This window comes from Pseudomonas wenzhouensis (assembly GCF_021029445.1).
GTDB classification, from domain to species: Bacteria; Pseudomonadota; Gammaproteobacteria; order Pseudomonadales; family Pseudomonadaceae; genus Aquipseudomonas; species Aquipseudomonas wenzhouensis.
Genome location: NZ_CP072610.1, coordinates 4,267,687 through 4,294,162 on the forward strand (window position 1 = coordinate 4,267,687; position 26,476 = coordinate 4,294,162).

Consider the following 26,476-nt stretch of genomic DNA (forward strand, 5'->3'; position numbering starts at 1 on the left):
CGAGGAGGCGTGGGGCCGCGATAAACAGGTTACAGCGAATCAGTTTTGCTTGTAGCCGCTGCTGGTGCAGCCCAGGCAACGTACGAATGCTTCACGCCCCGGCTCGACCACCAGGGCTTGCGCGGCTTCACCGACGTTGCCCCCCAGCGCGGTGAACGGCAGGCTGACAATGAAGGCTGCAGTGCCGACCAGGGTTGCGCCGATCAGCAGCGGGCGGGCGACAACCAGATCACCGACCATGGCGAAGCCCTTGGGCGCTTCGACGGTGTACAGCGGGTCGCCGCTGACGTTCTGCTGAACCACTTCCGCCTGCGCCGAGAGCGCCAGCAGGCCAGAGGTCAGCGCCAGGACAACGGCGGAAGTGCGGAACGCTTTCATGGATCGATCCTTCAGATTATTCGGGAAACTACCAATAACTATAACAGCGCATTGGCAATTGTCAGCGTGACGGACGTCAATCGCCGTGAAAGGCATACTCCGGCTTTTTCGGCACGTAAGGACGAAAGAACGTCAGCATCGCAGCCAGATCGGCGCGCTCATCGCCAGTAGGCTGGAAAACAGGGCCGATCACCACCCGCCGGTTCTGGTAATCCAGCGCGCCGAGCACAATGGGGACACCGGCGCCCAGGGCGATATGGTAGAAGCCCATCCGCCAGCGCTCGACCTTCTTGCGCGTGCCTTCGGGCGACAGCACCAGGATGAACTGATCATGCTCGCGAAAGGCCTGCACCGCCTGCTCGACGGTGTTGAGCGTGCGATCCCGGCGAATCGGGACACCGCCCCAGCTGCGCATCAGACCGCCAAAAGGCCAGCGAAAGATGCTGTGCTTGCCGAACCAGCGGGCGTTGAGGCGCAGCACGAACTTCAGCGCGATGAAGATCACGAAATCCCAGTTGGACGTATGGTGGGCACCGATGGCGACGAACTTGTCGAGCTTCGGCAACTGGCCGTCGATACGCCAGCCCATCAGCTTCAGCACCGTGCGGCCCAGCCATTCGGCGAAAGGATTGGGGGGCAGATAGTTGCCGGACATCAGTACCTCGGATTTTTTATTCGTATCAGGCGTTTCAACGCTGGCAACGTGGGCAGTAGACGCTGGCTCGCTGGCCCAGTTTGACCTCTCGCAGGGTACTGCCACAGGCCTTGCAGAACTCGCCGCCTCGGCCGTAGACGAACAACTCCTGCTGGAAATAGCCCGGCTGACCATCACCGCCGACAAAGTCGCGCAGCGTGGTGCCACCGCGCTCGATGGCATAAGCGAGGATGCGCTTGATTTCATCGGCCAGCTTCAAATAACGCGCCCGGGAGATTGAGCCGGCCTCGCGGCGCGGGTCGATACCGGCGGCGAACAGCGCTTCGCTGGCGTAGATATTGCCCACCCCCACCACCACGGCGTTGTCCATGATGAAGGGCTTGACCGCCATGCTGCGCCCGCGTGACAACTGGAACAGGCGCTCACCATCGAAGGCGTCACCCAGCGGCTCCGGGCCGAGTTTGCTGAGCAACTCATGGCGCAGCGGGTCTTCGCTCCAGAGCAGCGCGCCGAAGCGCCGCGGATCGGTGTAACGCAGCGCCAGACCGGACTCCAGCTCGATGTCCACATGCTCGTGCTTGGCCGCAGCCAGGCCGCACGCGACCAGGCGCAGGCTGCCGGACATGCCCAGGTGGCTGATCAGGCTGCCTGCCTCGGCCTTGATCAGCAGGTACTTGGCACGGCGCTCGACGCGCTCGATACGCTGACCGGACAGGCGAATGTCCAGATCTTCGGGAATCGGCCAGCGCAGGCGGCGCTCACGCACGATCACGCGGCTGACGCGCTGACCTTCCAGATAGGGGGCGATGCCCCGGCGGGTGGTTTCGACTTCAGGTAATTCAGGCATGGCGATACGTCAGGAAAACGACGGTGCGCCACCTTAGCAGGAGCGGCGCAGAAAACGGTAGCGCACGCCCGCGCGTGAGCGGCGCACCCCGTTTCAGAGCACGGCCAGGTCGCGGATGCTCTCACGCAGGTTCTCGAAGTCATACTCCGAGAGCCCCACATACTCCAGAATCGGCTGGGCGATGTATTGCCATTCCATGTCGACGGCCTGGGCACCCAGCACGCGGTGAGTCTCGCAGATATGCTCAGCCATCTTCAGGATGCCCAGTAGCGTCTTGAGCTGTGCATCTCGCCCGGAGTCGTCGCTGAAGATCGACAGGGCGTTATGGTGGTTGGCGATAACCTCACAGAGGTGCTCCGGCAAACGCCAGGAACGCGCCGTGAAATACCCGACCACTGCATGATTGGTGGTCAGCAGACGGTTTTCGGTATCGACCACGCGGCGCTCGTCGCTGGCGCTGGCGTAGGCCTCCTCCAATACCTGCATATAGTTGGGGAAGCGCTTGATCATCAGCGGGATGCCGCAATTGTGGAAGAGCCCCAGGCTGTAGGCCTCGTCCGGCGAGTGATAGCCGAGGCGCTTGGCCAGGGTCAGGCAGGTCATGGCCACATCCTGAGCACTGTCCCAGAAACGGTTGAGCACCAGGATCGCCTCATCGGTCAGCTCACCCTTGATCGACTGCGCATTGATCAGGTTGATCACCGTGTTGCAGCCCAGCAGATTGACCGCCTGCTGGATCGAAGCGATGCGGTTGGCCAGGCCGAAATGCGGCGAATTGACGATTTTCAGCAAGGCGCCGGACAGCCCGGGATCCTGGCTGATCAGTTTGGCGATGCTGCGCAGATCAGGATTGGGCATGACCTGCTCCATCTGCAGGTCGACCATGATCTGCGGTTGCGGCGGCACGCTGATACCCTGCAGGACTTGCTGGATCTGTTCGGCGGTAAGTTCGTAAGTCATGAGTTGAGGTCGCGCAGGGTGAGATGTAACGCACAGTCTAGCCAATGCACGGCAGGCCCCACAGTCGACTTTTTGTAACCGCCAGGGCGGCGTGCAAACCGCTATAATCCCGCTCTTTGCCCTGCGGAGCCCGAACCCATGTCTTCCCTGCCCAGTCTGCGCCTGAAAGCCAACGCCGACCGACGCCTGCGCGCCGGCCACCTGTGGGTGTACAGCAATGAGATTGATGTCGCCGCCACCCCGCTGCATGGCTTTGCCGCCGGTGATCAGGCCATTCTCGAAGCCGCCGGCGGCAAACCGCTGGGCATCGTCGCCATGAGCCCGAACAACCTGATCTGCGCGCGTCTGCTGTCGCGCGACGTCAAGCACGTGCTGGACAAATCCCTGCTGGTGCACCGCCTCAACGTCTGCCTGTCGCTGCGCGAGCGTCTGTTCGACAAACCCTGCTACCGCCTGGTGTATGGCGACTCCGACCTGCTGCCGGGGCTGGTGGTGGACCGTTTCTTCGACATTCTGGTGGTGCAGCTGGCTTCGGCCACCATGGAGGCGCACAAGGACGACGTGCTCGCCGCGCTGATCCAGGTGTGCAAACCCAGCGGCATCCTGTTCAAGAACGACTCCAGCGCGCGCGACGCAGAAGGTCTCGAGCGCTATGTGGCAACTGCCTACGGCGCGGTGCCGGAGTGGGTGGCGCTGGAAGAGAACGGCGTGAAGTTCGAAGCACCGGTGATCGAAGGGCAGAAAACCGGCTGGTTCTATGACCACCGCATGAACCGCGCGCGCCTGGCGCCCTACGTCAAGGGCAAGCGCGTGCTCGACCTGTTCAGCTACATCGGCGGCTGGGGCGTACAGGCCGCAGCCTTCGGCGCCAGCGAAGTGTTCTGCGTCGATGCCTCGGCCTTCGCCCTCGACGGCGTGGAGCGCAACGCCACGCTCAACGGTTTCGCCGAGAAGGTCACCTGCGTGGAGGGCGACGTGTTCGCCGCCCTGCGCGAATTGAAATCCGCCGAAGAGCGCTTCGACGTGGTGATCGCCGACCCACCCGCCTTCATCAAGCGCAAGAAGGACATCAAGAACGGTGAAGCGGCCTACCGCCGCCTCAACGAAACCGCCATGCGCCTGCTGAACAAGGACGGCATCCTGGTCAGTGCCAGTTGCTCCATGCACCTGGAAGAGGACAACCTGCAGAACATCCTGCTGACCAGCGCCCGCCATCTGGATCGCAACATCCAGTTGCTCGAGCGCGGCGCCCAGGGGCCGGATCACCCGGTGCACCCGGCCATCGGCGAAACCCGCTACATCAAGAGCCTGACCGTGCGCCTGCTGCCCAATAGTTAAGCCCCCGGACCAAGACAGTTGCAGCCGTAGCCCGGATGCAATCCGGGGCGGTGCCTGGCGCCTGGCCATTCCCGTATTACATCCGGGCTACGGACTGACGGTGGGTCGCGGCGCAACGGCCATGTGATCGGCAACCGGCGCCCGCCCCAGGCTCGAGCGATACGCACCAACCTAGTGCGTGTCGTCAGGTGCCTTCCATCTTCCCGCCTGTTACTTCCTCCCACACCCACTCTGCACACCCGCACAGGCTGAACTAGGCTTCAGACAGCGAAGCAGAGCGTCATCGACCGAATCGCGGTCGCCTGGCGTGCTTATTGCTTTTGGCTATTTACACAACGAACGGCCTACACGATAGGGCCGTATCGATTGAGGATATTGGAGACAGCCACGAGCTGACTTCAGATTGCGGGTAATGGGGAGCACTATGGCTGCGCAGGCTGGGAACGAGGCGTTCCTGCGATTCACCAACGTCAAGAAGACCTACGATCACAAGACCCTGGTGGTCAAGGATTTCAACCTCAACGTGGCCAAGGGTGAATTCATCACCCTGCTCGGCCCTTCAGGCTCGGGTAAGACCACCTGCCTGATGATGCTCGCCGGCTTCGAGGACGTGACCAGCGGCGAGATCCTGATCAACGGCCGCAACGTCACCAGCATCGCCCCGTATGACCGCAACATCGGCATGGTCTTCCAGCAGTACGCGCTGTTCCCGCACATGACCATCCGCGAGAACCTGGCCTACCCGCTGAAAATTCGCAAGCTGCCCAAGGACGAGATCCGCGCCAAGGTCGAGGAATACCTCGCCCTGGTCGAACTGCAGGCCTTCGGCGGCCGCTACCCCGGTCAGCTCTCCGGCGGTCAGCGCCAGCGCGTGGCCCTGGCCCGCGCGCTGATCTTCGCCCCGGACATCGTGCTGATGGACGAGCCACTCGGCGCGCTGGACAAGAAACTGCGCGAACAGATGCAGTTCGAGATCAAGCGCCTGCACGAGCAGCTCGGCTTCACCGTGATCTACGTGACCCACGACCAGACCGAAGCGCTGACCATGAGCGATCGCATCGCCGTATTCAATAACGGCGTGGTGCAGCAATGCGCCGCGCCGCATGTGCTCTATGAACGCCCGGCCAACCTGTTCGTCGCCGACTTTATCGGCGAGAGCAACAAGCTCGAAGGGGTGATCGAAGCGGTCGAGGCTGATCGCGTGCAGGTGCGCCTCACCGATGGCGGCCTGGTCAGCACCCTGAAGGCCAACTGCACCGAGGTCGGCCAGCCGACCACGGTGTCGGTACGCCCGGAAAAACTCAGCTTCACCGACCGCCTCGGCAACGCCGGCAACCAGGTCATGGCACGCTTCGTCACCCGTCACTACGTGGGCGAATACATCCGCTACCACTTCGAGACGGCCAGCGGCAGCGAACTGGTGGTGAAGAACCTGAACGACAGTTCAGCCCCGCAACTCAGCGCTCAGCAGGAAATCGCCCTCGCCTGGCTGCCGGAAGACAGCCAGGCTCTGGATCGTTCGCAAGTCCCCCCACAACTAGTAGAAGCACATGGAGCACAACAATGGCTAGATCACTGACTACCAGCGTTTCCACCTTCGCCCTGGTGGCGGCACTGGGACTCACCGCTGGCAACGCCACGGCCCAGGACAGCCTCACCGTAGTGTCCTGGGGCGGCGCCTATGGAGCGGCGCAGAAGAAGCACGTCATCGACCCATACCAGGCAGAAACCGGGGTCAAGGTATTGTTCGAGGATTACTCGGGCGGCGTCGCCGAGATCAAGGCTCAGGTCGAATCCGGCAACATTCAGTGGGACGTGGTCGACTTCGAGGTGATCGACCTCGAACGCGCCTGCTCCGAAGGCCTGCTGGAAACCATCGACCACAGCGTACTGCCGGCCGGCATCGACGGCACCCCGGCCGCACAGGACTTCATCCCCGAAGCCCTGGCCAGCGAATGCGCGGTGGGTAACATCGTCTGGTCGGTGGTATTCGCCTACAACCAGAACACCATCGGTGATACCAAGGCAGCCAGCATCGACGACTTCTTCGACACCGCCAAGATTCCCGGCAAGCGCGCCCTGCGCAAACGCCCGCAGGTGAACATGGAATGGGCACTGCTGGCCGATGGCGTGGCGCCCGATGAAGTCTACGAAGTGCTGGCCACCCCCGAAGGCCAGCAACGCGCCTTCGACAAGCTGGACAGCATCAAGAAGGACATCGTCTGGTTCGACTCCTGGTCGCAGGCGCCACAACTGCTCAATGACGGCGGTGCGGTGCTGGTGCAGTCGGCCAACGGCCGCTTCTACGACTCCATCGTGCAGGAGAAGAAACCCTTCGAAATCGTCTGGGACGGCCACGTCTACGACCTCGACGCCTGGGCCATCGTCAAAGGCTCGAAGAAGAAGGACCTGGCCATGGAGTTCATCAAGTACGCCACCGGCTCCAAGCCGCTGGCCGGCATGCCGGACGTGGCCTACGGCCCGACCCGCAAGTCGTCCATGCCGCTGGCCGACCAGAGCACCGCACCGCATCTGCCAACCGCGCACCTGGACAAAGGTATCCAGGCCGGCTCGGAGTTCTGGGCTGACTACGGCGAGTCGCTGGGCGAGAAATTCAACGAGTGGCTGTTGAAGTAACACCCGCAGGAGCCCCTCTCCCCATGGGAGAGGGGTTGGGGTGAGGGTATCGGCCTCACCAGAGTTTACGGAGTAACGCCTTGTCATCCCTGACCACCCACGAAGCTGGCCAAGCTGCCAGCGCCCGCCGCAAGAAGCGCCTGACCGCCTTCCTGTTCGTGGTGCCGCTGCTGCTGTTCATCCTCGTCACCTTCGTCGCCCCGATCGGCACCATGCTGTGGCGCAGCGTGCATCACCCGACCGTGGCCGAGCTGATCCCCCTGACCCTGGCCGAGCTCGAACGCTGGGATGATCACAAGCAACTGCCGGACGAAAAAACCCTGCAGGTCTTCGCCAGCGAACTGCATGGCCTTAACCAGCAACGCCTGTCCGGCAAGCTCTCCGAAGAACTCAACCGCGCCTATACCGGCATGTCCAGCGTGGTCAAAGCCACTGCCCGGCGCGTAGGCCGACTGGACGCCCAGGCGCTGCAAAGCCAAGGCGTGCAGACGCTGCTCGAGGCCCACCGCAACTGGAGCAAGCCCGAGCTGTGGTACGCCATCGAGCGCGCCGGCAAGGTTTACACCTACGATTACTACCTGACTGCACTGGATCTGGAGATGCACCCCGACGAGGGCATCCAGGCGCGCCAGGACACCCAGATCTACCTGCAGCTGTATTCCAAGACGCTGAACATGGCGCTGGTCATCACCCTGCTCTGCGCCCTGCTCGGCTACCCGCTGGCCTACTACCTGGCGAGCCTGCCGTCGAATCGCGCCAACCTGCTGCTGGTACTGGTGCTGCTGCCGTTCTGGACCTCGCTGCTGGTGCGCACCACTTCATGGATCGCCCTGCTGCAGACCAACGGCGTGATCAACTCCACGCTCATGGGCATCGGCCTGATCAGTCAGCCCTTCGAGATGCTCTATACCTCGTTCGCCACCGTGGTGGCGATGACCCACATCCTGCTGCCGTTCATGATTCTGCCGCTGTACAGCGTGATGCGCGGCATCGACCCCAGCTACATGCGCGCCGCGCTGAGCCTGGGCGACAAGCCGGTACCGGCCTTCGTCCGCATCTACTTCCCGATGACCTTGCCCGGACTCAGTGCCGGGGCACTGCTGGTATTCATCATCTCGGTGGGCTACTACATCACCCCGGCACTGGTCGGTGGCACCGACGGGCAGATGATCAGCAACATCATCGCCTTCCACATGCAGCGCTCGAACAACTGGGAGCTGGCCGCCGCGCTGGGCTCGCTGCTGCTCGGGCTGATCCTGTTGCTGTACTGGGTGTACGACCGCTTCGTCGGCGCCAGCAATATCAAGTTGGGATGAACATGTCCGTACCGTCATTTCCTCATAACGGCGTAGCCCGGATGCAATCCGGGAAAACCAGCCCCCATCCCTCCCCGGATTTCATCCAGGCTACGGGCGGCACTCGCCGTCCCTACAACCCGGGCTCAGCGCTATGAAAATCCCCGCCTATTACGGCTTCTGGCACCACCTCGGCAACTGGCTGCTCAAGGTCAGCTCCTGGCTGGTGCTGCTGTTTCTGATCCTGCCGATCCTGGTGATCGTACCGCTGTCGTTCAACGCCGAGCCCTTCTTCAGCTTCACCGAAGGCATGCTCACCCTTGACCCCGAGGCCTACTCGCTGCGCTGGTACGAGGAGATCCTCAACGATCCGAAGTGGATCCTGGCGATCAAGAACAGCTTCTTCATCGGCATCCTCTCGACCATCCTCGCCACGATTCTGGGTACCTGCGCCGCCGTCGGTCTGGCACGCGACGAGATGCCGTTTCGCCGCTTCATCACCGCCCTGCTGCTGTCGCCGATGATCGTGCCGCTGATTATCACCGCCGCCGGCATGTTCTTTTTCTACTCCAACCTCGGCCTAGCCGGCGGTTACCTTGGCGTGATCCTGGCCCACGCAGCGCTGGGCACGCCCTTCGTCATCATCACCGTCACCGCCACGCTCACCGGCTTCGATTACAGCCTGGCACGCGCCGCACTGAATCTGGGCGCCACGCCGATCCGCGTATTCTTCGACGTAATCATGCCGCTGATCCGCCCCGGGGTGATCAGCGGCGCGCTGTTCGCCTTCATCACCTCGTTCGATGAAGTGGTGGTGATCCTGTTCATGGCCGGCCCACAGCAACGCACCATTCCCCGGCAGATGTTCTCGGGCCTGCGCGAGCAGATCAACCCGAGCATCCTGGCCATCGCCACCCTGCTGATCCTGGTCTCCATCGCCCTGCTGGTCACCCTGGAAATGCTACGCAGACGTGCCGAGCGGATGCGCGGGATCGAAATACCGCATTGAGCCGTCACGGGCCTGCGCACGACCGGCAACCTTCCCCCGCCAGCCCTGGCGGGCGTAGAATCGCCCCATTCCCCGCCCGGCATCCTCCGGCGGGCCTGTGAGCCCTGGCCGCACGAACGGCGATCCCGTTTCGTCATGCAGCCCACACTACGCGGCGACCTGCCGCCCACCGACGCTCACCGCCTATACAACCGCATTAGCCGCAGGAATCCGTCATGCCCGATTACCGCTCGAAAACCTCCACCCACGGTCGCAACATGGCCGGCGCCCGCGCCCTGTGGCGCGCCACCGGGATGAAGGACGAAGACTTCAAGAAGCCGATCATCGCCATCGCCAACTCCTTCACCCAGTTCGTGCCCGGCCACGTGCACCTGAAGGATCTCGGCCAACTGGTCGCCCGCGAGATCGAGAAGCACGGCGGCGTGGCCAAGGAATTCAACACCATCGCTGTGGACGACGGCATCGCCATGGGCCACGACGGCATGCTCTATTCGCTGCCGAGCCGCGAGATCATCGCCGACTCCGTGGAGTACATGGTCAACGCCCACTGCGCCGACGCCATCGTCTGCATCAGCAACTGCGACAAGATCACCCCCGGCATGCTGATGGCTGCCCTGCGCCTGAACATCCCGGTGGTATTCGTCTCCGGCGGCCCGATGGAAGCCGGCAAGACCAAGCTGGCCAGCCATGGCCTAGATCTGGTCGATGCCATGGTCATCGCCGCCGACTCGACCGCCTCCGACGAGAAAGTCGCCGAGTACGAGCGCAGTGCCTGCCCGACCTGCGGCAGCTGCTCCGGCATGTTCACCGCCAACTCGATGAACTGCCTAACCGAAGCACTGGGCCTGTCCCTGCCGGGCAACGGTTCGACCCTGGCCACCCACAGTGACCGCGAGCAGCTGTTCCTGCGCGCCGGCCGCCTGGCCGTCGAGCTGTGCCAGCGCTACTACGGCGAAGGCGACGAGTCGGTGCTGCCGCGCAACATCGCCAACTTCAAGGCGTTCGAGAACGCCATGATGCTCGACATCGCCATGGGCGGTTCGACCAACACCATCCTGCACCTGCTGGCCGCCGCGCAGGAAGCCGAGATCGACTTCGACCTGCGCGACATCGACCGCCTTTCGCGCAAGGTGCCGCAGCTGTGCAAGGTGGCGCCGAACATCCAGAAATACCACATGGAAGACGTGCACCGCGCTGGCGGCATTTTCTCCATCCTCGGCGAGCTGGCCCGTGGTGGCCTGCTGCACACCGATGTGCCCACCGTGCACAGCCCGAGCATGGCCGACGCCATCGCCCAGTGGGACATCACCCAGACCCGCGACGAAGCCGTGCACCACTTCTTCAAGGCCGGCCCGGCCGGTATCCCGACCCAGACCGCATTCAGCCAGAGCACCCGCTGGGAAACCCTCGACGACGACCGTGCCGAAGGCTGCATTCGCAGCGTCGAGCACGCGTACTCCCAGGAAGGCGGACTTGCGGTGCTGTACGGCAACATCGCCCTCGATGGCTGCGTGGTGAAGACCGCGGGCGTGGACGAATCGATCCATGTCTTCGAGGGCAGCGCCAAGGTCTTCGAGAGCCAGGACAGCGCGGTCAAGGGCATCCTCAATGACGAAGTGAAGGAAGGTGACATCGTCATCATCCGTTACGAAGGTCCGAAAGGTGGCCCGGGCATGCAGGAAATGCTCTATCCGACCAGCTACCTGAAGTCCAAGGGTCTGGGCAAGGCCTGCGCCCTGCTCACCGACGGCCGCTTCTCCGGCGGCACCAGCGGCCTGTCCATAGGCCACGCCTCGCCGGAAGCGGCAGCAGGCGGCGCCATCGGCCTGGTCAACGACGGCGACAAGATCCTCATCGACATTCCCAACCGCAGCATCAACCTGCTGGTCAGCGATGAAGAACTGGCCGCCCGCCGCGCCGAGCAGGACAAGAAAGGCTGGAAGCCGGCGCAGCCGCGCGCGCGCAAGGTGACCACCGCCCTGAAAGCCTACGCCCTGCTGGCCACCAGCGCCGACAAGGGCGCGGTGCGCAACAAGGCGATGCTGGAAGGCTGAGCCCGAGCAAGACATCAACCAAGCCCGGCCCTGCGCCGGGCTTGGTCGTTTAGGCGGGTCACGATTACCATCGACCTCCAACTTCTCCACCTGTGCGCCATAAGCATGAAGAAATCGCCCGTTGCTTTCGATGCCTTGAGCTTCAATTACCAGCTCATTTTGTTCGTCCTGACGCCCTGCTTTCCAGGGCAGAACAAAACCTCACTGGTCAAGCACTTGCGAGCCATGGGTGCCCATGCGACCAGCTCGCGCCTGATCGATAACACCAGCATTGAGGCGCTAATCAATGAGTTGGTGAGCGCGGGCTGGCTGACCCGTGAGGAGCACAACAAGCAGACGTTGCTGTGCCTGCAACCGCGCATGCGTAACCCGATGCTGCTGCGGATGTTCGAGTCGCCGGATCGCTTCGCCCTGCTCAAGAGCCACACGGATCAACTGAGCGCCATCGACCCTTGGGTAGCCCCCAGTAGCAATCGGCTCATGCAGGATGTGTGGCTGTCGATCATCGCCGACGATGGAGAATATCTGCAGCAGTCACTGGAGCGGCTCGACGATTTCTTGCCGACTCAACAGGCGCTGAAACTGCACCCGTTCCAGCAACTGCTGGGTGACGCAGCCGGCAAGACGTTGTTCGAGCGCCTATCGCTGCCTGTACGTCAGGCGCTGCTGGATGACCATCTGCACTTGTCCTCCTTGCTCTGCGCGCCCGCCGAGCAGAGCTACCAACTGGCCTTGCGGAGCCTGCAGCAGCACGGCAATCCAAGCCTCAGCTTGCAGGTGCTGCTGCACGCCCTGTGGCGCTGCGACCAAGCGACGCTGGACGGGCTGTTCGGCGACTCGAAAGACCTCATGCAAAACGTCGTCACCCTGTTCGCCAAAGGCGCGCTGGGCGACATGCTCGCCGTCCTACGCGCCTGGATGGCCGAGGTGCGCAAGCAAACCAAGAAGCGCAAGATCGACCTGCCGCCAATACTCAATGCCTTGTACTGCCTGGCACTGATTCAGGAGAACGATCCCAAGCAATACCCCTCACTCAAGCAAGCCTTGCAACTGGGCAGCAAGAACGGCTACGCAGCGGCCTACAACCAGTTGCTGGATGTTCTAGACCTGCTGCAAGGCAGCCGCCCGGAACACTTGTACACCCTTCCCCCCTTGGTGCCTGGCTTAGATGGCCTGCTGCTGGCCCTGGCGCTGTACTGGCTGGACGAGCCGCTGGCCAAGCAGAAGGCCTGGCACGAAGCCTTGCAGCGATATGCCCAACAACTGCGCAGCAATGGTTATCCATGGCTGGCCGAACAATACAAAGCGCTGATCAGCCGCCAGTTCGGCAATAGCACGGCGCCCCTGGCCAATGGCCTAGCGCCGCTGGTCGACCTCTACCAACGCAAAGAGAGCTGGCAACTGGCGCTCAACGCCCTGAGCCAGATCCGAGCCCCAGCCGCCACTGGCAAGAGTGCCGAAAGCAACTCACGCCTGGCCTGGCTGATCCACATGGATCGCTACACAGGCCTACAACTCGAACCGCGCGAGCAAAAACTCGGCGCCAAGGGCCAGTGGAGCAAGGGTCGCCCCGTGGCACTCAAGCGCCTGCTCGAAGAGGCCGCCAGCCTAGACTTTCTCTGCGACCAGGATCGCCAGGCTTGTCGTCTGATCCAGTCCACCAGCAACTACTACGGCAGCCGCGAATACTACCTACCGGCGCCAGCCGCGTTGCAGTGTTTGGCAGGCCATTCGGCCTTGTACTGGCAGGATGCACCGGATGTGCGCGTAGATGTCTGCCTGGGTGAAGCTGGCCTGCACCTCAAGGAAAAGAACGGTCAGATCACCCTGCACCTGCAACCTAAAGGGATTGGCCAGGGCGAGTTGCTGCTGGAAAAGGAAACCCCCACACGGCTGAAAATCTATCCCGTCAGCAAGGAGCTGCGGCAGATCGCCGAGATCCTGGGCGGCGGCCTGACGGTTCCCTTGTCAGCCAAGGCGCAACTGGTAGACGCCATCGGCAGCATTGCCCCACTGCTGCCCATCCATTCGGACATCCCCGAGCTGGCCGCAAACGTCGAGGAACGCCCCGCCGACACGCGTCTGTACGCCCACCTGTTGCCCCTGGCCGAAGGTTTACGCCTGCAACTGCTGGTGCGCCCGCTCACCTCGGGTAGCTGGTTCCGCCCTGGCCAAGGCAGCGAGCGCCTGCTCGGCGAGCATGAGGGCCGAACCGTACAGGTGGTGCGAGTGTTGAAACAGGAACGACAAGCCCTGCAACGCGTGCTCGACGCCTGCCCGAGCCTGGCAGGCGCCGAGTATGACGGCCAGGAATGGCAACTGCAGCAACCGCAAGATGCCCTGCAACTACTCAGCGAACTGCAAACCATAGACAGCGACCAGCTCGAATGCGTCTGGCCGGAAGGCGAGCGCATGCGCATCAAGGGTCGCCGTGAAATCCAGCAGCTCAAGCTCGGCCTCAAACTGACAGGCGACTGGTTCCAGTTGCAGGGCGGTTTGACCCTCGACGATGGCAAGGTGCTGCAACTGCGCCAGTTGCTGGAGCTGCTCAAGGCCAGCCCTGGGCGCTTCATCAAGCTTGGCGACAACGACTGGCTGGCCCTCGGCAACAGCCTGCGCAAACGCCTGGACGAACTGGCCCACCTGGCCGAACGGGTCAACGACGACGGCCTGCACCTCAGCCCGCTGACCACTCCACTGCTCGCCGAACTGGCCGAAGAGGCCGGCGAATTCAAGGCCGGCCAGGACTGGCAGGCACACCTGCAACGCCTGCAATCACTGCGTGATTACCAGCCCAGCGTGCCCAGCACCCTGCAGGCCGAATTGCGTGACTACCAGGTGGAAGGCTTCAACTGGCTGGCGCGCCTGGCGCACTGGGGTGTCGGCGCCTGCCTGGCCGATGACATGGGCCTGGGCAAAACCGTGCAGACTCTCGCCCTGCTCCTGCTGCGAGCCACGCAAGGCCCACAACTGGTGGTGGCGCCCACTTCGGTCGCCCTCAACTGGCTCAACGAAGCGCAGCGTTTCGCCCCGACCCTGCAGGTGCGCAACTACAACCAGCAACGCAGCCTCGAAGGCCTCGGCCCACGCGACCTGCTGATCACCAGCTACGGCCTGCTGCAACAGGATGCCGAGGCCTTCACCGCCGTGTCCTGGGCCAGCGCGGTACTGGACGAAGCACAAGCGATCAAGAACGCCCAGACCAAGCGCTCCCAAGCTGCCATGGCACTGCAGGCCGACTTCCGTATGGTGGCCACCGGCACGCCGCTGGAAAACCACCTCGGCGAGCTGTGGAACCTCATGCGCTTCATCAACCCCGCTCTGCTCGGCAGCCAGGAAAGCTTCGCCCAACGCTTCGCCAACCCCATCGAAAATGGTGATGCAGGCGCCCGCCGCGCCCTCAAGCAACTGATCCAGCCGTTCATCCTGCGCCGCCTGAAAAGCCAGGTGCTCGACGAATTGCCAGCGCGCACCGAAATCACCTACAGCGTACCGCTATCCGACGGCGAGGCCCTGCAATACGAAGCCCTGCGCCAACAGGCAGTGGAAAAACTCAATGCCTCCAGCGACAAGGACAACCAACCGTTGCAGGTGCTGGCGGAAATTACCCGACTGCGACGCTTCTGCTGCCATCCGTCGCTGGTCATTCCCGGCTCGCCCCTGGCCAGCAGCAAACTCGCGGCATTCCAGGCCATCGTCAGCGAACTGCTGGAAAACCGTCACAAGGCGCTGGTGTTCAGCCAATTCGTCGACCACCTGAGCATCGTCCGTCGCTGGCTCGATGAGCGCGGCATCGCCTATCAGTACCTCGACGGCTCGACACCGGCCAAGGCCCGTCAGGCTGCCGTGGACGCCTTCCAGAGCGGCAGCGGCGAAATCTTCCTGATCAGCCTCAAGGCTGGCGGCAGCGGCCTCAACCTGACCGCTGCCGACTACGTCATCCACTTGGACCCCTGGTGGAACCCAGCCGTGGAAGACCAGGCCAGCGACCGCGCCCACCGCATGGGCCAGCAGCGCCCAGTGACGATTTACCGCCTGGTGACGGAGAACACCATCGAGCAACAGATCGTCGCGTTGCACGGGCGCAAACGCGACCTGGCCGACAGCCTGCTCGACGGCGGCGAAGTCAGCGGCAAGCTTGACGCAGACGCCCTGCTGCAACTGCTCAAGGGCGAAGCGTGAGCCGTATCGGCCTGATCGCCGACACCCACAACCTGCTGCGCCCCGAGGCGCTGGCGGCATTGCAGGGTGTCGATTATCTGATCCACGCCGGCGATATCGGCGGGCCGCATATCCTGGCCGAGCTGCAGCGCATCGCGCCGCTATCGGTAGTACGCGGCAACAACGATCAGGAACCATGGGCCGATGCCATCCCCGAGCGGCTGACGCTGACGTTTGGCGGCTACACTCTGCATGTGCTGCACGATCTCAAGCAGTTGGATATCGACCCGGCTGAGCAAGACATCGACGTGGTGATCGCCGGCCACTCACACAAGCCGCTGCACGAGGAACGTAACGGCGTGCTCTACCTCAACCCTGGCAGCGCCGGGCCGCGACGTTTCAAGCTGCCCATCAGCGTGGGCATTGTGCATATCGAGGATGGCCGGGTACGGGCCGAGCTGATCACGCTACAGGTATAATGCGGGTGCTGGAATTGGTGGGCTGAAGCGGATCGCAGCCCTACAGCCATGCCCGATCGAGTAGAGAGGGCTTCAGCCCACCATTCAAGACACCACGCAAGCAAGGCAGATGAAAGAGTCCCATCCACCCTGCTGTGACATTCGACCTTGAAAAACGCCATGGACGAAGCCATATAGGTAGACACGGCCTTTCCGTGCCCTCCCCTTTTCCCGCCTGATGGAGAACTCTATGACCCTCGACGAGCTCAACGCCATCCCCGGCGTGACCGCCAAACCCGACGCAGCCACCGCCGACTTCGTCTACAACCACACCATGATCCGTGTGAAGGATCTGCAGAAGTCGCTGGATTTCTACACCCGCGTACTGGGCTTCACCCTGCTGGAGAAGAAAGACTTTCCCGACGCCGAGTTCAGCCTGTACTTCCTCGCGCTGATCAATGACAAGTCGCAGATTCCGACCGATCCGGCGGCTCGCCATCAGTGGCGCAAGTCCATCCCCGGCGTGCTGGAGCTGACCTACAACTACGGCACCGAGAAAGACCCGGAATTTTCCTACCACAGCGGCAACAGCGACCCGCGCGGCTTCGGCCACCTGTGCGTATCGGTGCCGGATATCAAGGCGGCCTGCCAGCGTTTCGAAGACCTCGGCGTGGACTTCCAGAAGCGCCTCACCGACGGGCGCATGCGCGACATCGCCTTCATCAAGGATCCGGACGGTTATTGGGTGGAGATCATCCAGTTCACTGAAGTGATCTGACGCGCGCCTGCGCAATCCGACAGGGGCTGCATCCTGCGAAGCTGCCCCTGGCTCTTTACCGGGTTCAACTGACACCCACGTAACGATCCGTCCGGTGATTGATCGCCAGCACCAGATTGAGCATCACCGCACCCAGCACCGAGAGCAGCACCTTGTCTGGCGACACGACAAAGATCGCCGCCAGCACGATGCTCGCGTCGATGGCCATCTGCACCGCGCCCGCGCGCAGAGCGAAGCGCTCCTGCATATACAGCGCGAGAATGTTCACCCCGCCCAGGCTGGCGCGGTGGCGGAACAGCATGAGCAACCCCAGCCCCATCGCAGCCCCGCCAAACAGCGCAGCATAGAGAGCACTGAGGTGGGCGAAGGCGACCCACTGCGGGGTCAATTCAGCCAGTAACGAAACCAGCAATACCGCGCAGCCTGTGCGCAAGGTGAAACCCCAGCCCATGCGCCAGATACCCAGCAAATAGAACGGCAGGTTGACCAGGCAGAACACCAGACCGAACGACCAACCAGCCTGGTAGTTGGCGAGAAAAGCGAGGCCGACGGTGCCGCCCGTCAGCAACCCGGCATGGGTGTAGAAGGCGATGCCCAGCGCCACCAGAGCGGTGCCGAACAGCAGGGCCAGTGCATCTTCCCAGAGTGGATGGCGCACAAAGAGTGCAGCGACGGCGCTCGGACGCTCGTCGAGGGGCGATTGCTCAGACATGTAAAAACCTGCATCAGGATGCACGAAAGAAAATGACGGCAGAGGCAAGGCAGTGGCCATCACGGCGCGCAGGGGAGTCTGGCGGCAGAGACGGCCGGAAAGCACGGCAGGATTATGCGCCGCGGCGCTCCCACACTTCGAAGGCGTAAAACGGTGTCTCGGCCGAAGCCGGGTGCTCGACGCTGGAGGTCATGCACCATGCAGCCTCGTCGACCTCGGGGAACCAGGCATCACCCTCGGGTTCCAGACCTACGCGCGTCAGGTACAGGCGATCAGCCCTTGCCAGGCCAAGTTCATACAGCTGCGCACCGCCGATCAGCATCAATTCCTCGGCACCCTCTTCACGCGCCCAGACATCGGCACGCGCGATGGCGTCTTCCAATGTCGCGAACACTTCGGCACCTTCCAGGGTCAGACCTGGCTGGCGGCTGACCACGATATTGAGCCGCCCCGGCAACGGCCGACCGAGCGAGTCCCAGGTCTTGCGCCCCATGATGATCGGCTTGCCCAGGGTCAGCGCCTTGAAGTGTTTGAGATCCGCCGGCAGATGCCAGAGCAATTGGTTGTCGCGGCCAATCACGCGGTTGTGCGCGAGCGCGGCAATCAGGGAAAGGGGTAGAGTCGTTTTCATGGCGGCGAGCATAGCAGAGCACCCAGCAGCCCTGCAGCACACCCGTGGCTGCAGCCGCGCGGTCATCGTATCGTCACATTTGCCGTTGCAGGCTAGCGGCTGAACTTACGAGCAAGGAGCCAGCATCATGTCGAAATCACTCTCTGCCTGGTTACTGGGCGGCGTACTGCTGCCGGTTCTGGCTTTCGCCGGCCCGACACCCGCCGACAACGTCCAGGCCGCCATCGACTGGGCCAGGCAGCAACCGAGCGCCCAGCAGACACACCCCAACAGTGCCAGCGCGCCATTGATCATCGCCCATCGCGGTGCCAGCGGTTATGCGCCCGAACACACCCTGGCTGCCTATGCGCTGGCGGTGCTGCAGGGCGCCGACTACATCGAGCCGGACCTGGTAATGACCCGCGACGGCCAACTGGTCGCCCGCCATGACAACGAACTGGGGCTGACCACCGACGTGGCGCAGCGCCCCGAGTTCGCCGAACGCAAGCGTACCCAGACGGTCGATGGCGTCAGCCTGGAAGGCTGGTTCAGCGAGGACTTCACCCTGGCCGAGCTGAAAACCTTGCGTGCCATCGAGCGCATCCCCCAGCACCGTCCGGGCAACACGCGCTTCGATGGTCAGTTCGAGATACCCACCCTGCAGGAGATCATCGACCTGGCGAAAAGGCTGGAGGCCAGCCAGCAACGGGTGATTGGCCTGTACCCGGAAACCAAGCACCCCACCCACTTCCAGCGCCTGAATCTGGCCATGGAAGAGCCGCTGCTGGCCACCCTGAAACGCAACGGTTATGACAGTGCCGAGGGGCCGGTGTACATCCAGTCCTTCGAAGTGGACAACCTCCAGAAGCTGAGCAAACTGACCGCGATTCGCCTGGTACAACTGCTCTGGGTAGAAGGTCAGCCCTACGACCAGCAGGTGCTTGGCAGCGGTCTTGGCTATCAACAGATGATCACGCCAGAAGGTCTGAAAAACATCGCGCGTTACGCCAGCGGCATCGGCCCGGAGAAAGGCATGATCATCCCGCGTGATGCCGCCGGTAACCTCACAGAGCCGACCAGCCTGGTACGTGACGCCCATGCGGCCGGGCTCAAGGTGCATCCCTACACCTTCCGCGCTGAAAACGCCTTCCTGCCCACCCGTCTGCGTAACGGCAGCGAACCGGCGGCGCACGGCGATATCGACGCCGAACTGCGCACCTTCCTTGCCACCGGCATCGACGGCCTGTTCATCGACCAGCCGGATATCGCCGTGCGCCTGCGCCAGCAGCGCTGATTCGCACCGAGGCGGATCAGGGGTTATCCTCGACCCCTGATCCGAACAACGAGACGCCGCGTGACAGACGCCTCCTCCCCCACACTGTTCCAACGCCTCTGGCTCAGCGAAACCATGCGCCTGCGTGAGGAACACGCCGGCCCACTGGAAGACGCCGAGGCCAATCGCCTGGCCCGCGCCGATGCGGCTGATCTGGCCGAGCGCATCCAGCAGCGCGCCCTGCTGCTGGCCCGTCGTGATGGCCAGTGGCAAGCCCTGCTGCACTGGCTGCAGGGCGCACGCCTGGCCGGTGTGCTGCTCGCCCTGCTGGCCCTGCTCAGCGGCTTCGGCCTGGCCCTGGCCGCACTCGGTGACGGCAGCCGCCCGATCAACGTGTTCTGGGCACTGGGTAGCCTGCTCGGGCTCAATCTGCTGATGCTGCTCGGCTGGCTGCTGGGCCTGCTGCTGACCCGTGACAACCCCGGCGCACTGGGTCGACTGTGGCTGTGGCTCAGCGAAAAACTGGCGCGTGATGCCAGCGCTGCGCAACTGGCCCCGGCTCTGCTGCTGATGCTGCAACGCCAGCGTCTGACACGCTGGGGCCTGGGCCTGATGGTCAACGCTCTGTGGGCGCTGGCCATGCTCGCGGCGCTGGCCACCCTGCTATTGCTGCTCGCCACGCGCCGCTACGGCTTCGTCTGGGAAACCACCATCCTCGGCGGCGACACCTTCATCGCCCTGACTCAAGCCATTGGCGCCCTGCCCGCCCTGCTCGGCTTCAGCCTGCCGGATATCGACGTGATCCGCGCCAGCGGCGATGCCGCCATCGCCAGTGAAGCGGCCCGGCAAAGCTGGGCCGGCTGGCTGGTCGGCGTGGTGCTGGTCTACGGCTTGCTGCCGCGCCTGCTGCTGGCGCTGCTGTGCCTGTGGCGCTGGCAGTCGGGCAAAAACAGACTGAAGCTGGATCTCGACCTGCCCGGCTACAGCCTGCTGCGTCAGCGCCTGCAGCCGGACAGCGAACGCCTCGGCATCTGCGACCTGGCGCCCGCCGCACTGCATCAGCCGCAAGGCGGCACCACGACCCAAGCCGGCAGCGGCGCCCTGCTGCTCGGCATCGAACTGGACGAACATCGCCCCTGGCCGCCGACTCCGTTACCCAAGAACGTGGCCGATGCCGGGGTGATCGACAGCCGTGAACAACGCCGGCAGTTGCTCGAACAACTGACCCGCTTTCCGCCCGAACGCCTGGCCATCGCCTGCGACCCGCGCCGCTCACCGGATCGCGGCACCTTGGCGCTGCTCGGTGAACTGGCGCGCTGCGCCTCCGCCACGCGCATCTGGCTGCTACCGCCCGCGCCCGGTGAAAGCCTGGACAGCGCCCGCCTGGCTGACTGGCACCAGGCAATCGCCAACCTGGGGCTGACCCATGGTGATACCGCGCCGCTGAACTGGCTGGAGACAGGGCATGACTGACGCCTCCATTACCCTCTCCCCCGCCCCCTCTCCCGCAAGCGGGAGAGGAGCGCTGCAGCCCGTAGCCCGGATGCAATCCGGGAACACCATGTCGGGGTTTGCCCCATGAACGCACCGCTGAAACTGGCCCTGGTCGGCCACACCAATGTCGGCAAGACCTCACTGCTGCGCACCCTGACCCGTGACGTGGAGTTCGGTGAGGTCTCACCGCGCGCCAGCACCACCCGCCATGTCGAGGGTGCGCGCCTGTCGGTGGATGGTCAGGCGCTGCTGGAGCTGTACGACACGCCAGGCCTGGAAGACGCCATCGCCCTGCTCGATTACCTGGAGCGCCTCGACCGCCCTGGCGAGCGCCTGGACGGACCGGCCCGTCTGAGCCGTTTTCTCGAAGGCAGCGAGGCGCGCCAGCGCTACGAACAGGAGGCCAAGGTGCTGCGCCAGCTGCTGGCCTCCGACGCCGGCCTGTACGTGATCGATGTGCGCGAGCCGGTACTGGCCAAGTACCGCGACGAACTGGCCGTACTCAACATGTGTGGCCGACCGTTGCTGCCGGTGCTCAACTTCGTCGCCACTGCCGGCCATCGTGAAGGCGAGTGGCGCGAGGCACTGGCGCGCCTCGGCCTGCATGCCCTGGTTGCGTTCGACAGCGTGGCGCCCCCCGAAGATGGCGAGCGGCGCCTATACGAAAGCCTCGCCCTGCTGCTGGAGCGTTCGCGCCCACAGTTGCAGCGCCTGATCGAGGATCACGAAGCGCAGCGCCAGGCCCGTCGTCAGGCAGGCAACCGGCTGATCGCCGAACTGCTGATCGACTGCGCTGCCTGCCGCCGCAGCGTCGCCGCCCAGCCGGTGCTGGAACAGGGCGCCATTTCTGAGCTGCGCGATGCGATTCGCCAACGCGAGCAGCGCTGCGTCGAGGCCCTATTGCGCCTGTATGCCTTCCGCAGCAGCGATGCCAAGGCGGCCGATCTACCCTTGCTCGACGGCCGCTGGGGCGACGACCTGTTCAACCCGGAAACGCTGAAGCAGCTCGGCATCAAGGTCGGTGGCGGCATGGCGGCCGGCGCCGCCACGGGCGTCGGCGTCGACCTGCTGGTCGGCGGCATCACCCTGGGCGCTGCCGCAGCGCTGGGTGCGGTGATCGGCGGCAGTGCACAGACCCTGCGCAACTACGGGGAACGACTGAAGGGAAAACTCAAGGGCCAGCGCGAGCTGACCGTCGACGATGCTGTACTGCGCCTGCTCGCCCTGCGTCAGCAGCAACTGCTGGCTGCACTGAACGTACGTGGACACGCCGCGATGGACGCCATCACCCTCAACGCACCTCAGGAAACCCTGTGGCGCCAGGGCAAGCTACCGGCGCCACTTAACGTGGCACGGGCGCATCCCGAATGGTCATCACTCAACCCCGGCGCGCGCCTGGAAGAGGCCGAGCGCGCTGAACAGGTAGAGCGTTTGTGCAGTGAAATCGCCATGCAAGCGGTGGGCTGAAGCCCACCCTACAGCCAGTACCGAAACCTCGTAGGGTGGGCTTTAGCCCACCACCTCACCGCCCACACCTCCCCGCTACTCCCCAAACTCCCCATCGTCACCGCCCCGCCCACCCCAATCTGCCGACAGGAGCCCGCGCGCGACATAACGATGGAAGCTCGAATAAGGCCAGTCGCCAACCTGAGTCACTAGGCCGTGCTTTACCGGGTTGAAATGGATGTAATCGACATGCCTCGCGAGATCATCCTCATCACGGATGCGGTGCTCCCAGAAGCGTCTCTGCCAGATGCCTTTCTCACGTCTTCTGGATTTGCTGGCGGTGACGGTAGCCATGGCAGGTAGCGCACGCGAGAACTGGCTTTTGATCAATGCCCAACGTAGGGAATAGTCGTGATCATCCTCAGGCAGCTCCCATACGGCATGCAGATGATCGGGCAAGACGCAGATGGCGATGGTCTTGAACGGCATGCGCTTGTTGGCCTCGACGTAGACCTGGCGCAGTAGCGCGATTTCCTTCACCAGTATGCGGGAACGACGATCAGCGAGAGTGACCGTGAAGAAGTAGGTTGCACCGGCAATCCGTTCGCGGCGGTAGTTGGGCATGGGCAATCCTTTGTCCATTGGGAATGATGCGGAGCGGTGTTTGCGGTGGGCTGAAGCCCACCCTTGTATTTTGTTTTTGCTCAAGTCGCTCTTGAGCACAAGGCACCCGGATGCCGTATCCACCCTTGGCGACAAGGCCGTGATGTAGATTTCGCACCGGTTTGCCTGCTTTAACTTGCCAGAGATCGGACAGTATCTTCGACCCGGCCAAGCCGTGAGTCAGCATTCACAAGGTGGATCGCGCAAGCCATGAGCTCTTTTGACTTCATCCCTCTGGGAATCGACATATCCAAGAAGAAAATCGATTGCGCCCTGATGCTGGGTGCAAAATTCAAGAACAAGGTCTTCGCCAATAACCCCGAAGGGTTTGTCGGGTTGTGCGCTTGGATCGATCAGCACGCCCAAGCAACAGTGCACATCTGTATGGAGGCTACGGGCATCTACTGGGAGGCAGTGGCTGTACATCTGGCCAATGCGGGGCATCGCGTCAGTGTCATCAATCCAGCCCTGGCCAAAGCCCATGCTCAATCGCTGGGTCTGCGTAGCAAGACTGATGCAATCGATGCAAAGGCGTTGGCTGATTATTGTCGGCAACGACAACCTGCCCTTTGGGTTGCTCCATCACTTTCGGAGCAGCGGTTAAAAGCGCTGGTACTGCGCCTTCAAGGCCTAGTGACCATGCGCACCGAGGAAAAGAACCGGATCGAGTCGGCCCGTGACTCGGTGCGTGAAAGTCTGGACAAGCACCTGCAATGGCTCGACGAAGAGATCAAGCGTATTGAACTGCAGATATCCCAGACGCTTGATGATGACCCGACGTTACGAGGCAAGCGTGAGCTGCTGATCTCCATCCCTGGTCTTGGGGAACGCACCTTATCCGTTCTATTGGCCTACGGCCTGGGAGGAGAACGCTTCGACAAGGCGCGCCAATTCGTTGCCTTTGCCGGCTTGAGCGTGCGTGCGTATGAGTCTGGCAGCAGCGTCAGGGGCAAGCCGCGGATGTCCAAGGTCGGTCACTCACGGCTGCGCAGTGCGCTGTACATGCCCGCGATGGTGGCTCTGTACAGAACCGACTGGGGGCGTCGCTATCGTGACCGGCTTGCCGGTAACGGCAAGCCAGCCAAAGTCATCATCGGTGCCATGATGCGCAAACTCGTGCATGTGGCCTTTGGCGTGCTGAAGTCCGGACGAAAGTTCGACCCCGAACTCCATGTCGCTTGCGCCAGATAACAGTATCTACATCCTAGTAGAACTTACAGACCGTTGGGTGGGCCGGGCGGCGATCCACTTCATACCGTAGGGTGGGCTTTAGCCCAACAGAGCCCACGCATTTCCATCTCAGACGGCCACCGGCGCCTTGATATGCGGATGCGCCTCGTAGCCGAGCAGCTCGAAGTCCTCGAATTTGAAGGCCAGCAAATCCTTGACCTCGGGGTTGAGCTTCATGGTCGGCAGCGGCAGTGGCTGGCGGGTCAGTTGCAGGTCGGTCTGCTCGATATGGTTGGCGTACAGGTGACAGTCGCCGCCGGTCCAGATGAACTCGCCCGGCTGCAGGTTGCACACCTGCGCCACCATCAGCGTCAGCAGCGCGTAGCTGGCGATGTTGAAGGGCACGCCAAGGAAGATGTCCGCCGAACGCTGATAGAGCTGGCAACTGAGCTTGCCGTCCGCCACATAGAACTGGAACAGCGCGTGGCACGGCGGCAGGGCCATCTGCTCGACCAGCGCCGGGTTCCAGGCCGAGACGATCAGGCGGCGCGAATCCGGATTCTTCCTGATCATCTCGATCAGCTTGGCGATCTGGTCGATGGACTCGCCGTTGGGCGCGGGCCAACTGCGCCACTGGTAGCCGTACACCGGGCCGAGGTCACCGTTCTCGTCGGCCCATTCATCCCAGATGCTGACACCGTTGTCCTTGAGGTACTTGATGTTGGTGTCACCCTGCAGAAACCACAGCAGCTCGTGGATGATCGAACGCAGGTGGCACTTCTTGGTGGTGACGAGTGGGAAGCCGTCGGCCAGGTCGAAGCGCATCTGGTAGCCGAACACGCTGTAAGTGCCGGTACCGGTACGGTCTTCCTTAAAGGTGCCGTGCTCGCGCACGTGGCGCATCAGGTCGAGATACTGTTTCATCAGGCGGCTCCTTGAACGGGCTGGCGCTTGTAGGCGTAGGCGATCAGGCCGATGCCACCGAGGATCATCGGCAGGCAGAGAACCTGCCCCATGGTCAGCCAGCCCCAGGCCAGGTAGCCCAGTTGGGCGTCCGGCACACGAACGAATTCGACGATGAAGCGGAACACCCCGTAGCAGGCGGCGAACATGCCGGATACCGCCATGGTCGGACGTGGTTTACGCGAATAGAACCAGAGGATGGTGAACAGCGCCACGCCTTCCAGGGCGAACTGGTACAGCTGCGACGGATGGCGCGCCAGTTGCTCGGGGTCGGTGGGGAAGACCATCGCCCAGGGCACGTCGGTGGCCTTACCCCACAGCTCGGCGTTGATGAAGTTGCCGATGCGCCCGGCGCCCAGGCCAATCGGCACCAGTGGCGCGATGAAGTCCATCAGCTCGAAGAAGCGCTTGCCGTTGCGCTTGCCGAACCACCAGGTCGCCAGCATCACCCCGATCAGGCCGCCGTGGAAGGACATACCGCCTTCCCATACCCGCAGGATCTTTGCCGGTTCGGCGATATAGGCAGCAAAATCATAGAAGAACACGTAGCCCAGACGGCCGCCGAGAATCACCCCCATGGCTACCCAGAACACCAGATCGGACAGTTTGTCCTTGCTCCAGGTCGCATCGAAACGCTCCAGCCGGCGCGAGGCCAGCCACCAGGCGCCACCAATACCGACCAGGTACATCAGGCCGTACCAGTGGATTTTCAGGGGACCAAGGGCGATGGCCACCGGGTCGATCTGCGGATAAGGCAGCATCCAGGACTCCTTAAATGAAAAAACTCAGGCCCACGCTCAGCAGCAGCAGGGCGAACAGACGCTTGAGCAACAGGGGCGACAGGCGATGAGCCAGGCGCGCACCCAAACGGGCAAAGAACATGCTGGTCACGGCGATGCCCAGCACCGCCGGGAGGTAGACGAAACCGACGCTCCATGGCGGCAGACTCGCATGCCCCCAGCCGGTAAACATGAAACTCAGCGTACCGGCAATGGCAATCGGCAAGCCACAGGCCGCCGAGGTCGCCACGGCCTGCTGCATCGGCACGCTGCGCCAGACCAAGAAGGGCACGGTCAACGAACCACCGCCAATGCCAAAAATCGCCGAGGCCCAGCCGATTACCCCGCCAGCCACGGTCAATGTGGGCTTGCCTGGGACACCACCGCTAGCCTTGGGTTTCAGATCCAGCGCCATCTGCACCGCCACGACGATGGCGAAAGTGCCGATGATCTTCTGCAGCAACGGCCCCTGGATCAATGACGCCGTCATCGCCCCCAACGCCGCACCGAGCAGAATGCCCAGACTCAACCAGCGAAACAGCGGCCAGCGTACCGCGCCATTACGATGGTGTTCGAGCAGCGAGTTGATCGAGGTAAAGACGATGGTCGCCAGAGACGTGCCCACGGCCATGTGCGTAAGGATTTCCGGCGCCATGCCCTGAGCGGTAAAACTCAGCACCAGCACCGGCACGATGATCAGACCGCCGCCCACGCCAAACAGACCGGCCAGCACACCTGCTGCCGAGCCCAGAACCAGGTAGAGCAGCAGCTCCATCGACACCCCCACAACGAAAGG

General features: G+C 63.1%; 23 protein-coding genes. 13 read left to right on the plus strand and 10 right to left on the minus strand.

Annotated elements, in window-relative coordinates; genetic code table 11:
* Nucleotides 1–39 precede the first annotated feature (39 nt).
* From J7655_RS19900 to J7655_RS19915, 4 genes are all read right to left on the minus strand, one after another.
* On the minus strand, nt 40–378 hold the full coding sequence (locus J7655_RS19900; RefSeq protein ID WP_230925887.1) for a multidrug transporter: 339 nt from the start codon (nt 376–378) through the stop codon (nt 40–42).
* 76 nt (nt 379–454) lie between these two features.
* Nucleotides 455–1,033 (minus strand): lysophospholipid acyltransferase family protein, encoded by a 579-nt coding sequence (locus tag J7655_RS19905; RefSeq protein ID WP_230925888.1) that lies wholly within the window; start codon nt 1,031–1,033, stop codon nt 455–457.
* Between the two features lie 34 nt (nt 1,034–1,067).
* Nucleotides 1,068–1,880 (minus strand): bifunctional DNA-formamidopyrimidine glycosylase/DNA-(apurinic or apyrimidinic site) lyase, encoded by an 813-nt coding sequence (gene mutM, locus J7655_RS19910; RefSeq protein ID WP_230925889.1) that lies wholly within the window; start codon nt 1,878–1,880, stop codon nt 1,068–1,070.
* A gap of 93 nt (nt 1,881–1,973) precedes the next feature.
* Nucleotides 1,974–2,786, minus strand: a complete 813-nt coding sequence (locus J7655_RS19915; RefSeq protein ID WP_230927766.1) for an HDOD domain-containing protein — start codon at nt 2,784–2,786, stop codon at nt 1,974–1,976.
* 192 nt (nt 2,787–2,978) lie between these two features.
* Between J7655_RS19915 and J7655_RS19920 the strand changes: the two genes are divergently transcribed.
* The 9 genes from J7655_RS19920 to gloA all read left to right on the plus strand — a co-directional run bounded on the left by J7655_RS19920 (nt 2,979) and on the right by gloA (nt 16,570).
* The gene (locus tag J7655_RS19920) at nt 2,979–4,178 is read left to right on the plus strand and encodes a class I SAM-dependent rRNA methyltransferase (protein ID WP_230925890.1); all 1,200 of its coding nucleotides are present in this window, start codon (nt 2,979–2,981) and stop codon (nt 4,176–4,178) included.
* Between the two features lie 424 nt (nt 4,179–4,602).
* Nucleotides 4,603–5,757, plus strand: a complete 1,155-nt coding sequence (locus tag J7655_RS19925; protein WP_230925891.1) for an ABC transporter ATP-binding protein — start codon at nt 4,603–4,605, stop codon at nt 5,755–5,757.
* Nucleotides 5,742–6,815 carry an ABC transporter substrate-binding protein gene (locus J7655_RS19930; RefSeq protein ID WP_230925892.1) on the plus strand — a complete coding sequence of 358 codons (1,074 nt, stop codon included), beginning with the start codon at nt 5,742–5,744 and terminating at the stop codon, nt 6,813–6,815. The genes J7655_RS19925 and J7655_RS19930 overlap by 16 nt, the downstream gene beginning before the upstream one ends.
* A gap of 80 nt (nt 6,816–6,895) precedes the next feature.
* On the plus strand, nt 6,896–8,131 hold the full coding sequence (locus tag J7655_RS19935; RefSeq protein ID WP_230925893.1) for an ABC transporter permease: 1,236 nt from the start codon (nt 6,896–6,898) through the stop codon (nt 8,129–8,131).
* A 133-nt stretch (nt 8,132–8,264) separates the two neighbouring features.
* Nucleotides 8,265–9,119 carry an ABC transporter permease gene (locus tag J7655_RS19940; RefSeq protein ID WP_230925894.1) on the plus strand — a complete coding sequence of 285 codons (855 nt, stop codon included), beginning with the start codon at nt 8,265–8,267 and terminating at the stop codon, nt 9,117–9,119.
* Nucleotides 9,120–9,334: 215 nt separating this feature from the next.
* A complete protein-coding gene (gene ilvD, locus J7655_RS19945) occupies nt 9,335–11,173 on the plus strand; it encodes a dihydroxy-acid dehydratase (RefSeq protein WP_230925895.1) in 1,839 nt (612 codons plus the stop codon).
* Nucleotides 11,174–11,278: 105 nt separating this feature from the next.
* Nucleotides 11,279–15,355: a DEAD/DEAH box helicase gene (locus tag J7655_RS19950; RefSeq protein ID WP_230925896.1), complete on the plus strand. Its 4,077-nt coding sequence runs from the start codon at nt 11,279–11,281 to the stop codon at nt 15,353–15,355.
* Nucleotides 15,352–15,813 (plus strand): metallophosphoesterase family protein, encoded by a 462-nt coding sequence (locus J7655_RS19955; protein WP_230925897.1) that lies wholly within the window; start codon nt 15,352–15,354, stop codon nt 15,811–15,813. The genes J7655_RS19950 and J7655_RS19955 overlap by 4 nt, the downstream gene beginning before the upstream one ends.
* Nucleotides 15,814–16,042: 229 nt before the next feature.
* Nucleotides 16,043–16,570: a lactoylglutathione lyase gene (gene gloA / locus J7655_RS19960; protein ID WP_230925898.1), complete on the plus strand. Its 528-nt coding sequence runs from the start codon at nt 16,043–16,045 to the stop codon at nt 16,568–16,570.
* A 64-nt stretch (nt 16,571–16,634) separates the two neighbouring features.
* Here gloA and J7655_RS19965 read toward each other — a convergent pair whose 3' ends face one another.
* A complete protein-coding gene (locus tag J7655_RS19965) occupies nt 16,635–17,282 on the minus strand; it encodes a YitT family protein (protein WP_230925899.1) in 648 nt (215 codons plus the stop codon).
* A 112-nt stretch (nt 17,283–17,394) separates the two neighbouring features.
* Complete coding sequence (locus J7655_RS19970; protein WP_230925900.1) at nt 17,395–17,925, minus strand: dihydrofolate reductase; 531 nt, start codon at nt 17,923–17,925, stop codon at nt 17,395–17,397.
* 115 nt (nt 17,926–18,040) lie between these two features.
* Between J7655_RS19970 and J7655_RS19975 the strand changes: the two genes are divergently transcribed.
* The 3 genes from J7655_RS19975 (at nt 18,041) to J7655_RS19985 (ending at nt 22,126) form a co-directional block, all read left to right on the plus strand.
* Nucleotides 18,041–19,186, plus strand: coding sequence for a glycerophosphodiester phosphodiesterase (locus tag J7655_RS19975; RefSeq protein ID WP_230925901.1), 1,146 nt, complete (start codon nt 18,041–18,043; stop codon nt 19,184–19,186).
* Between the two features lie 114 nt (nt 19,187–19,300).
* A complete protein-coding gene (locus J7655_RS19980; protein WP_230927767.1) occupies nt 19,301–20,638 on the plus strand; it encodes a DUF2868 domain-containing protein in 1,338 nt (445 codons plus the stop codon).
* A gap of 105 nt (nt 20,639–20,743) precedes the next feature.
* A complete protein-coding gene (locus J7655_RS19985) occupies nt 20,744–22,126 on the plus strand; it encodes a GTPase/DUF3482 domain-containing protein (protein WP_230925902.1) in 1,383 nt (460 codons plus the stop codon).
* A gap of 75 nt (nt 22,127–22,201) precedes the next feature.
* On the opposite strand, the gene J7655_RS19990 is transcribed toward J7655_RS19985, so the two are convergent.
* On the minus strand, nt 22,202–22,729 hold the full coding sequence (locus J7655_RS19990) for an REP-associated tyrosine transposase (protein ID WP_230925903.1): 528 nt from the start codon (nt 22,727–22,729) through the stop codon (nt 22,202–22,204).
* A gap of 249 nt (nt 22,730–22,978) precedes the next feature.
* Between J7655_RS19990 and J7655_RS19995 the strand changes: the two genes are divergently transcribed.
* Entirely contained in the window at nt 22,979–23,959 is a 981-nt protein-coding gene (locus J7655_RS19995) for an IS110 family RNA-guided transposase (RefSeq protein WP_230925834.1), read from the plus strand.
* 108 nt (nt 23,960–24,067) lie between these two features.
* On the opposite strand, the gene J7655_RS20000 is transcribed toward J7655_RS19995, so the two are convergent.
* Genes J7655_RS20000 through J7655_RS20010 form a run of 3 tightly spaced genes read right to left on the minus strand, consistent with a single transcriptional unit; the run spans nt 24,068 to nt 26,455 of the window.
* Nucleotides 24,068–24,862: a thymidylate synthase gene (locus tag J7655_RS20000; RefSeq protein ID WP_230925904.1), complete on the minus strand. Its 795-nt coding sequence runs from the start codon at nt 24,860–24,862 to the stop codon at nt 24,068–24,070.
* Nucleotides 24,862–25,662: a prolipoprotein diacylglyceryl transferase gene (gene lgt / locus J7655_RS20005; RefSeq protein WP_230925905.1), complete on the minus strand. Its 801-nt coding sequence runs from the start codon at nt 25,660–25,662 to the stop codon at nt 24,862–24,864. The genes J7655_RS20000 and lgt overlap by 1 nt, the downstream gene beginning before the upstream one ends.
* Before the next feature lie 10 nt (nt 25,663–25,672).
* Nucleotides 25,673–26,455: a sulfite exporter TauE/SafE family protein gene (locus J7655_RS20010; protein ID WP_230925906.1), complete on the minus strand. Its 783-nt coding sequence runs from the start codon at nt 26,453–26,455 to the stop codon at nt 25,673–25,675.
* Nucleotides 26,456–26,476: the final 21 nt, after the last annotated feature.

Bases quoted from the DNA above. Each gene is read 5' to 3' on its own strand.
- lgt (WP_230925905.1), bottom strand. From the start codon at position 25,662: ATGCTGCCTTATCCGCAGATCGACCCGGTGGCCATCGCCCTTGGTCCC.
- J7655_RS19905 (WP_230925888.1), bottom strand. From the start codon at position 1,033: ATGTCCGGCAACTATCTGCCCCCCAATCCTTTCGCCGAATGGCTGGGC.
- J7655_RS19980 (WP_230927767.1), top strand. From the start codon at position 19,301: ATGCGCCTGCGTGAGGAACACGCCGGCCCACTGGAAGACGCCGAGGCC.
- gloA (WP_230925898.1), top strand. From the start codon at position 16,043: ATGACCCTCGACGAGCTCAACGCCATCCCCGGCGTGACCGCCAAACCC.
- ilvD (WP_230925895.1), top strand. From the start codon at position 9,335: ATGCCCGATTACCGCTCGAAAACCTCCACCCACGGTCGCAACATGGCC.
- J7655_RS19920 (WP_230925890.1), top strand. From the start codon at position 2,979: ATGTCTTCCCTGCCCAGTCTGCGCCTGAAAGCCAACGCCGACCGACGC.
- J7655_RS19925 (WP_230925891.1), top strand. From the start codon at position 4,603: ATGGCTGCGCAGGCTGGGAACGAGGCGTTCCTGCGATTCACCAACGTC.
- J7655_RS19950 (WP_230925896.1), top strand. From the start codon at position 11,279: ATGAAGAAATCGCCCGTTGCTTTCGATGCCTTGAGCTTCAATTACCAG.
- J7655_RS19930 (WP_230925892.1), top strand. From the start codon at position 5,742: ATGGCTAGATCACTGACTACCAGCGTTTCCACCTTCGCCCTGGTGGCG.
- J7655_RS19995 (WP_230925834.1), top strand. From the start codon at position 22,979: ATGAGCTCTTTTGACTTCATCCCTCTGGGAATCGACATATCCAAGAAG.
- J7655_RS19970 (WP_230925900.1), bottom strand. From the start codon at position 17,925: ATGCTCGCCGCCATGAAAACGACTCTACCCCTTTCCCTGATTGCCGCG.
- J7655_RS19965 (WP_230925899.1), bottom strand. From the start codon at position 17,282: ATGTCTGAGCAATCGCCCCTCGACGAGCGTCCGAGCGCCGTCGCTGCA.
- J7655_RS20000 (WP_230925904.1), bottom strand. From the start codon at position 24,862: ATGAAACAGTATCTCGACCTGATGCGCCACGTGCGCGAGCACGGCACC.
- mutM (WP_230925889.1), bottom strand. From the start codon at position 1,880: ATGCCTGAATTACCTGAAGTCGAAACCACCCGCCGGGGCATCGCCCCC.
- J7655_RS19975 (WP_230925901.1), top strand. From the start codon at position 18,041: ATGTCGAAATCACTCTCTGCCTGGTTACTGGGCGGCGTACTGCTGCCG.
- J7655_RS19900 (WP_230925887.1), bottom strand. From the start codon at position 378: ATGAAAGCGTTCCGCACTTCCGCCGTTGTCCTGGCGCTGACCTCTGGC.
- J7655_RS19940 (WP_230925894.1), top strand. From the start codon at position 8,265: ATGAAAATCCCCGCCTATTACGGCTTCTGGCACCACCTCGGCAACTGG.
- J7655_RS20010 (WP_230925906.1), bottom strand. From the start codon at position 26,455: ATGGAGCTGCTGCTCTACCTGGTTCTGGGCTCGGCAGCAGGTGTGCTG.
- J7655_RS19990 (WP_230925903.1), bottom strand. From the start codon at position 22,729: ATGCCCAACTACCGCCGCGAACGGATTGCCGGTGCAACCTACTTCTTC.
- J7655_RS19985 (WP_230925902.1), top strand. From the start codon at position 20,744: ATGAACGCACCGCTGAAACTGGCCCTGGTCGGCCACACCAATGTCGGC.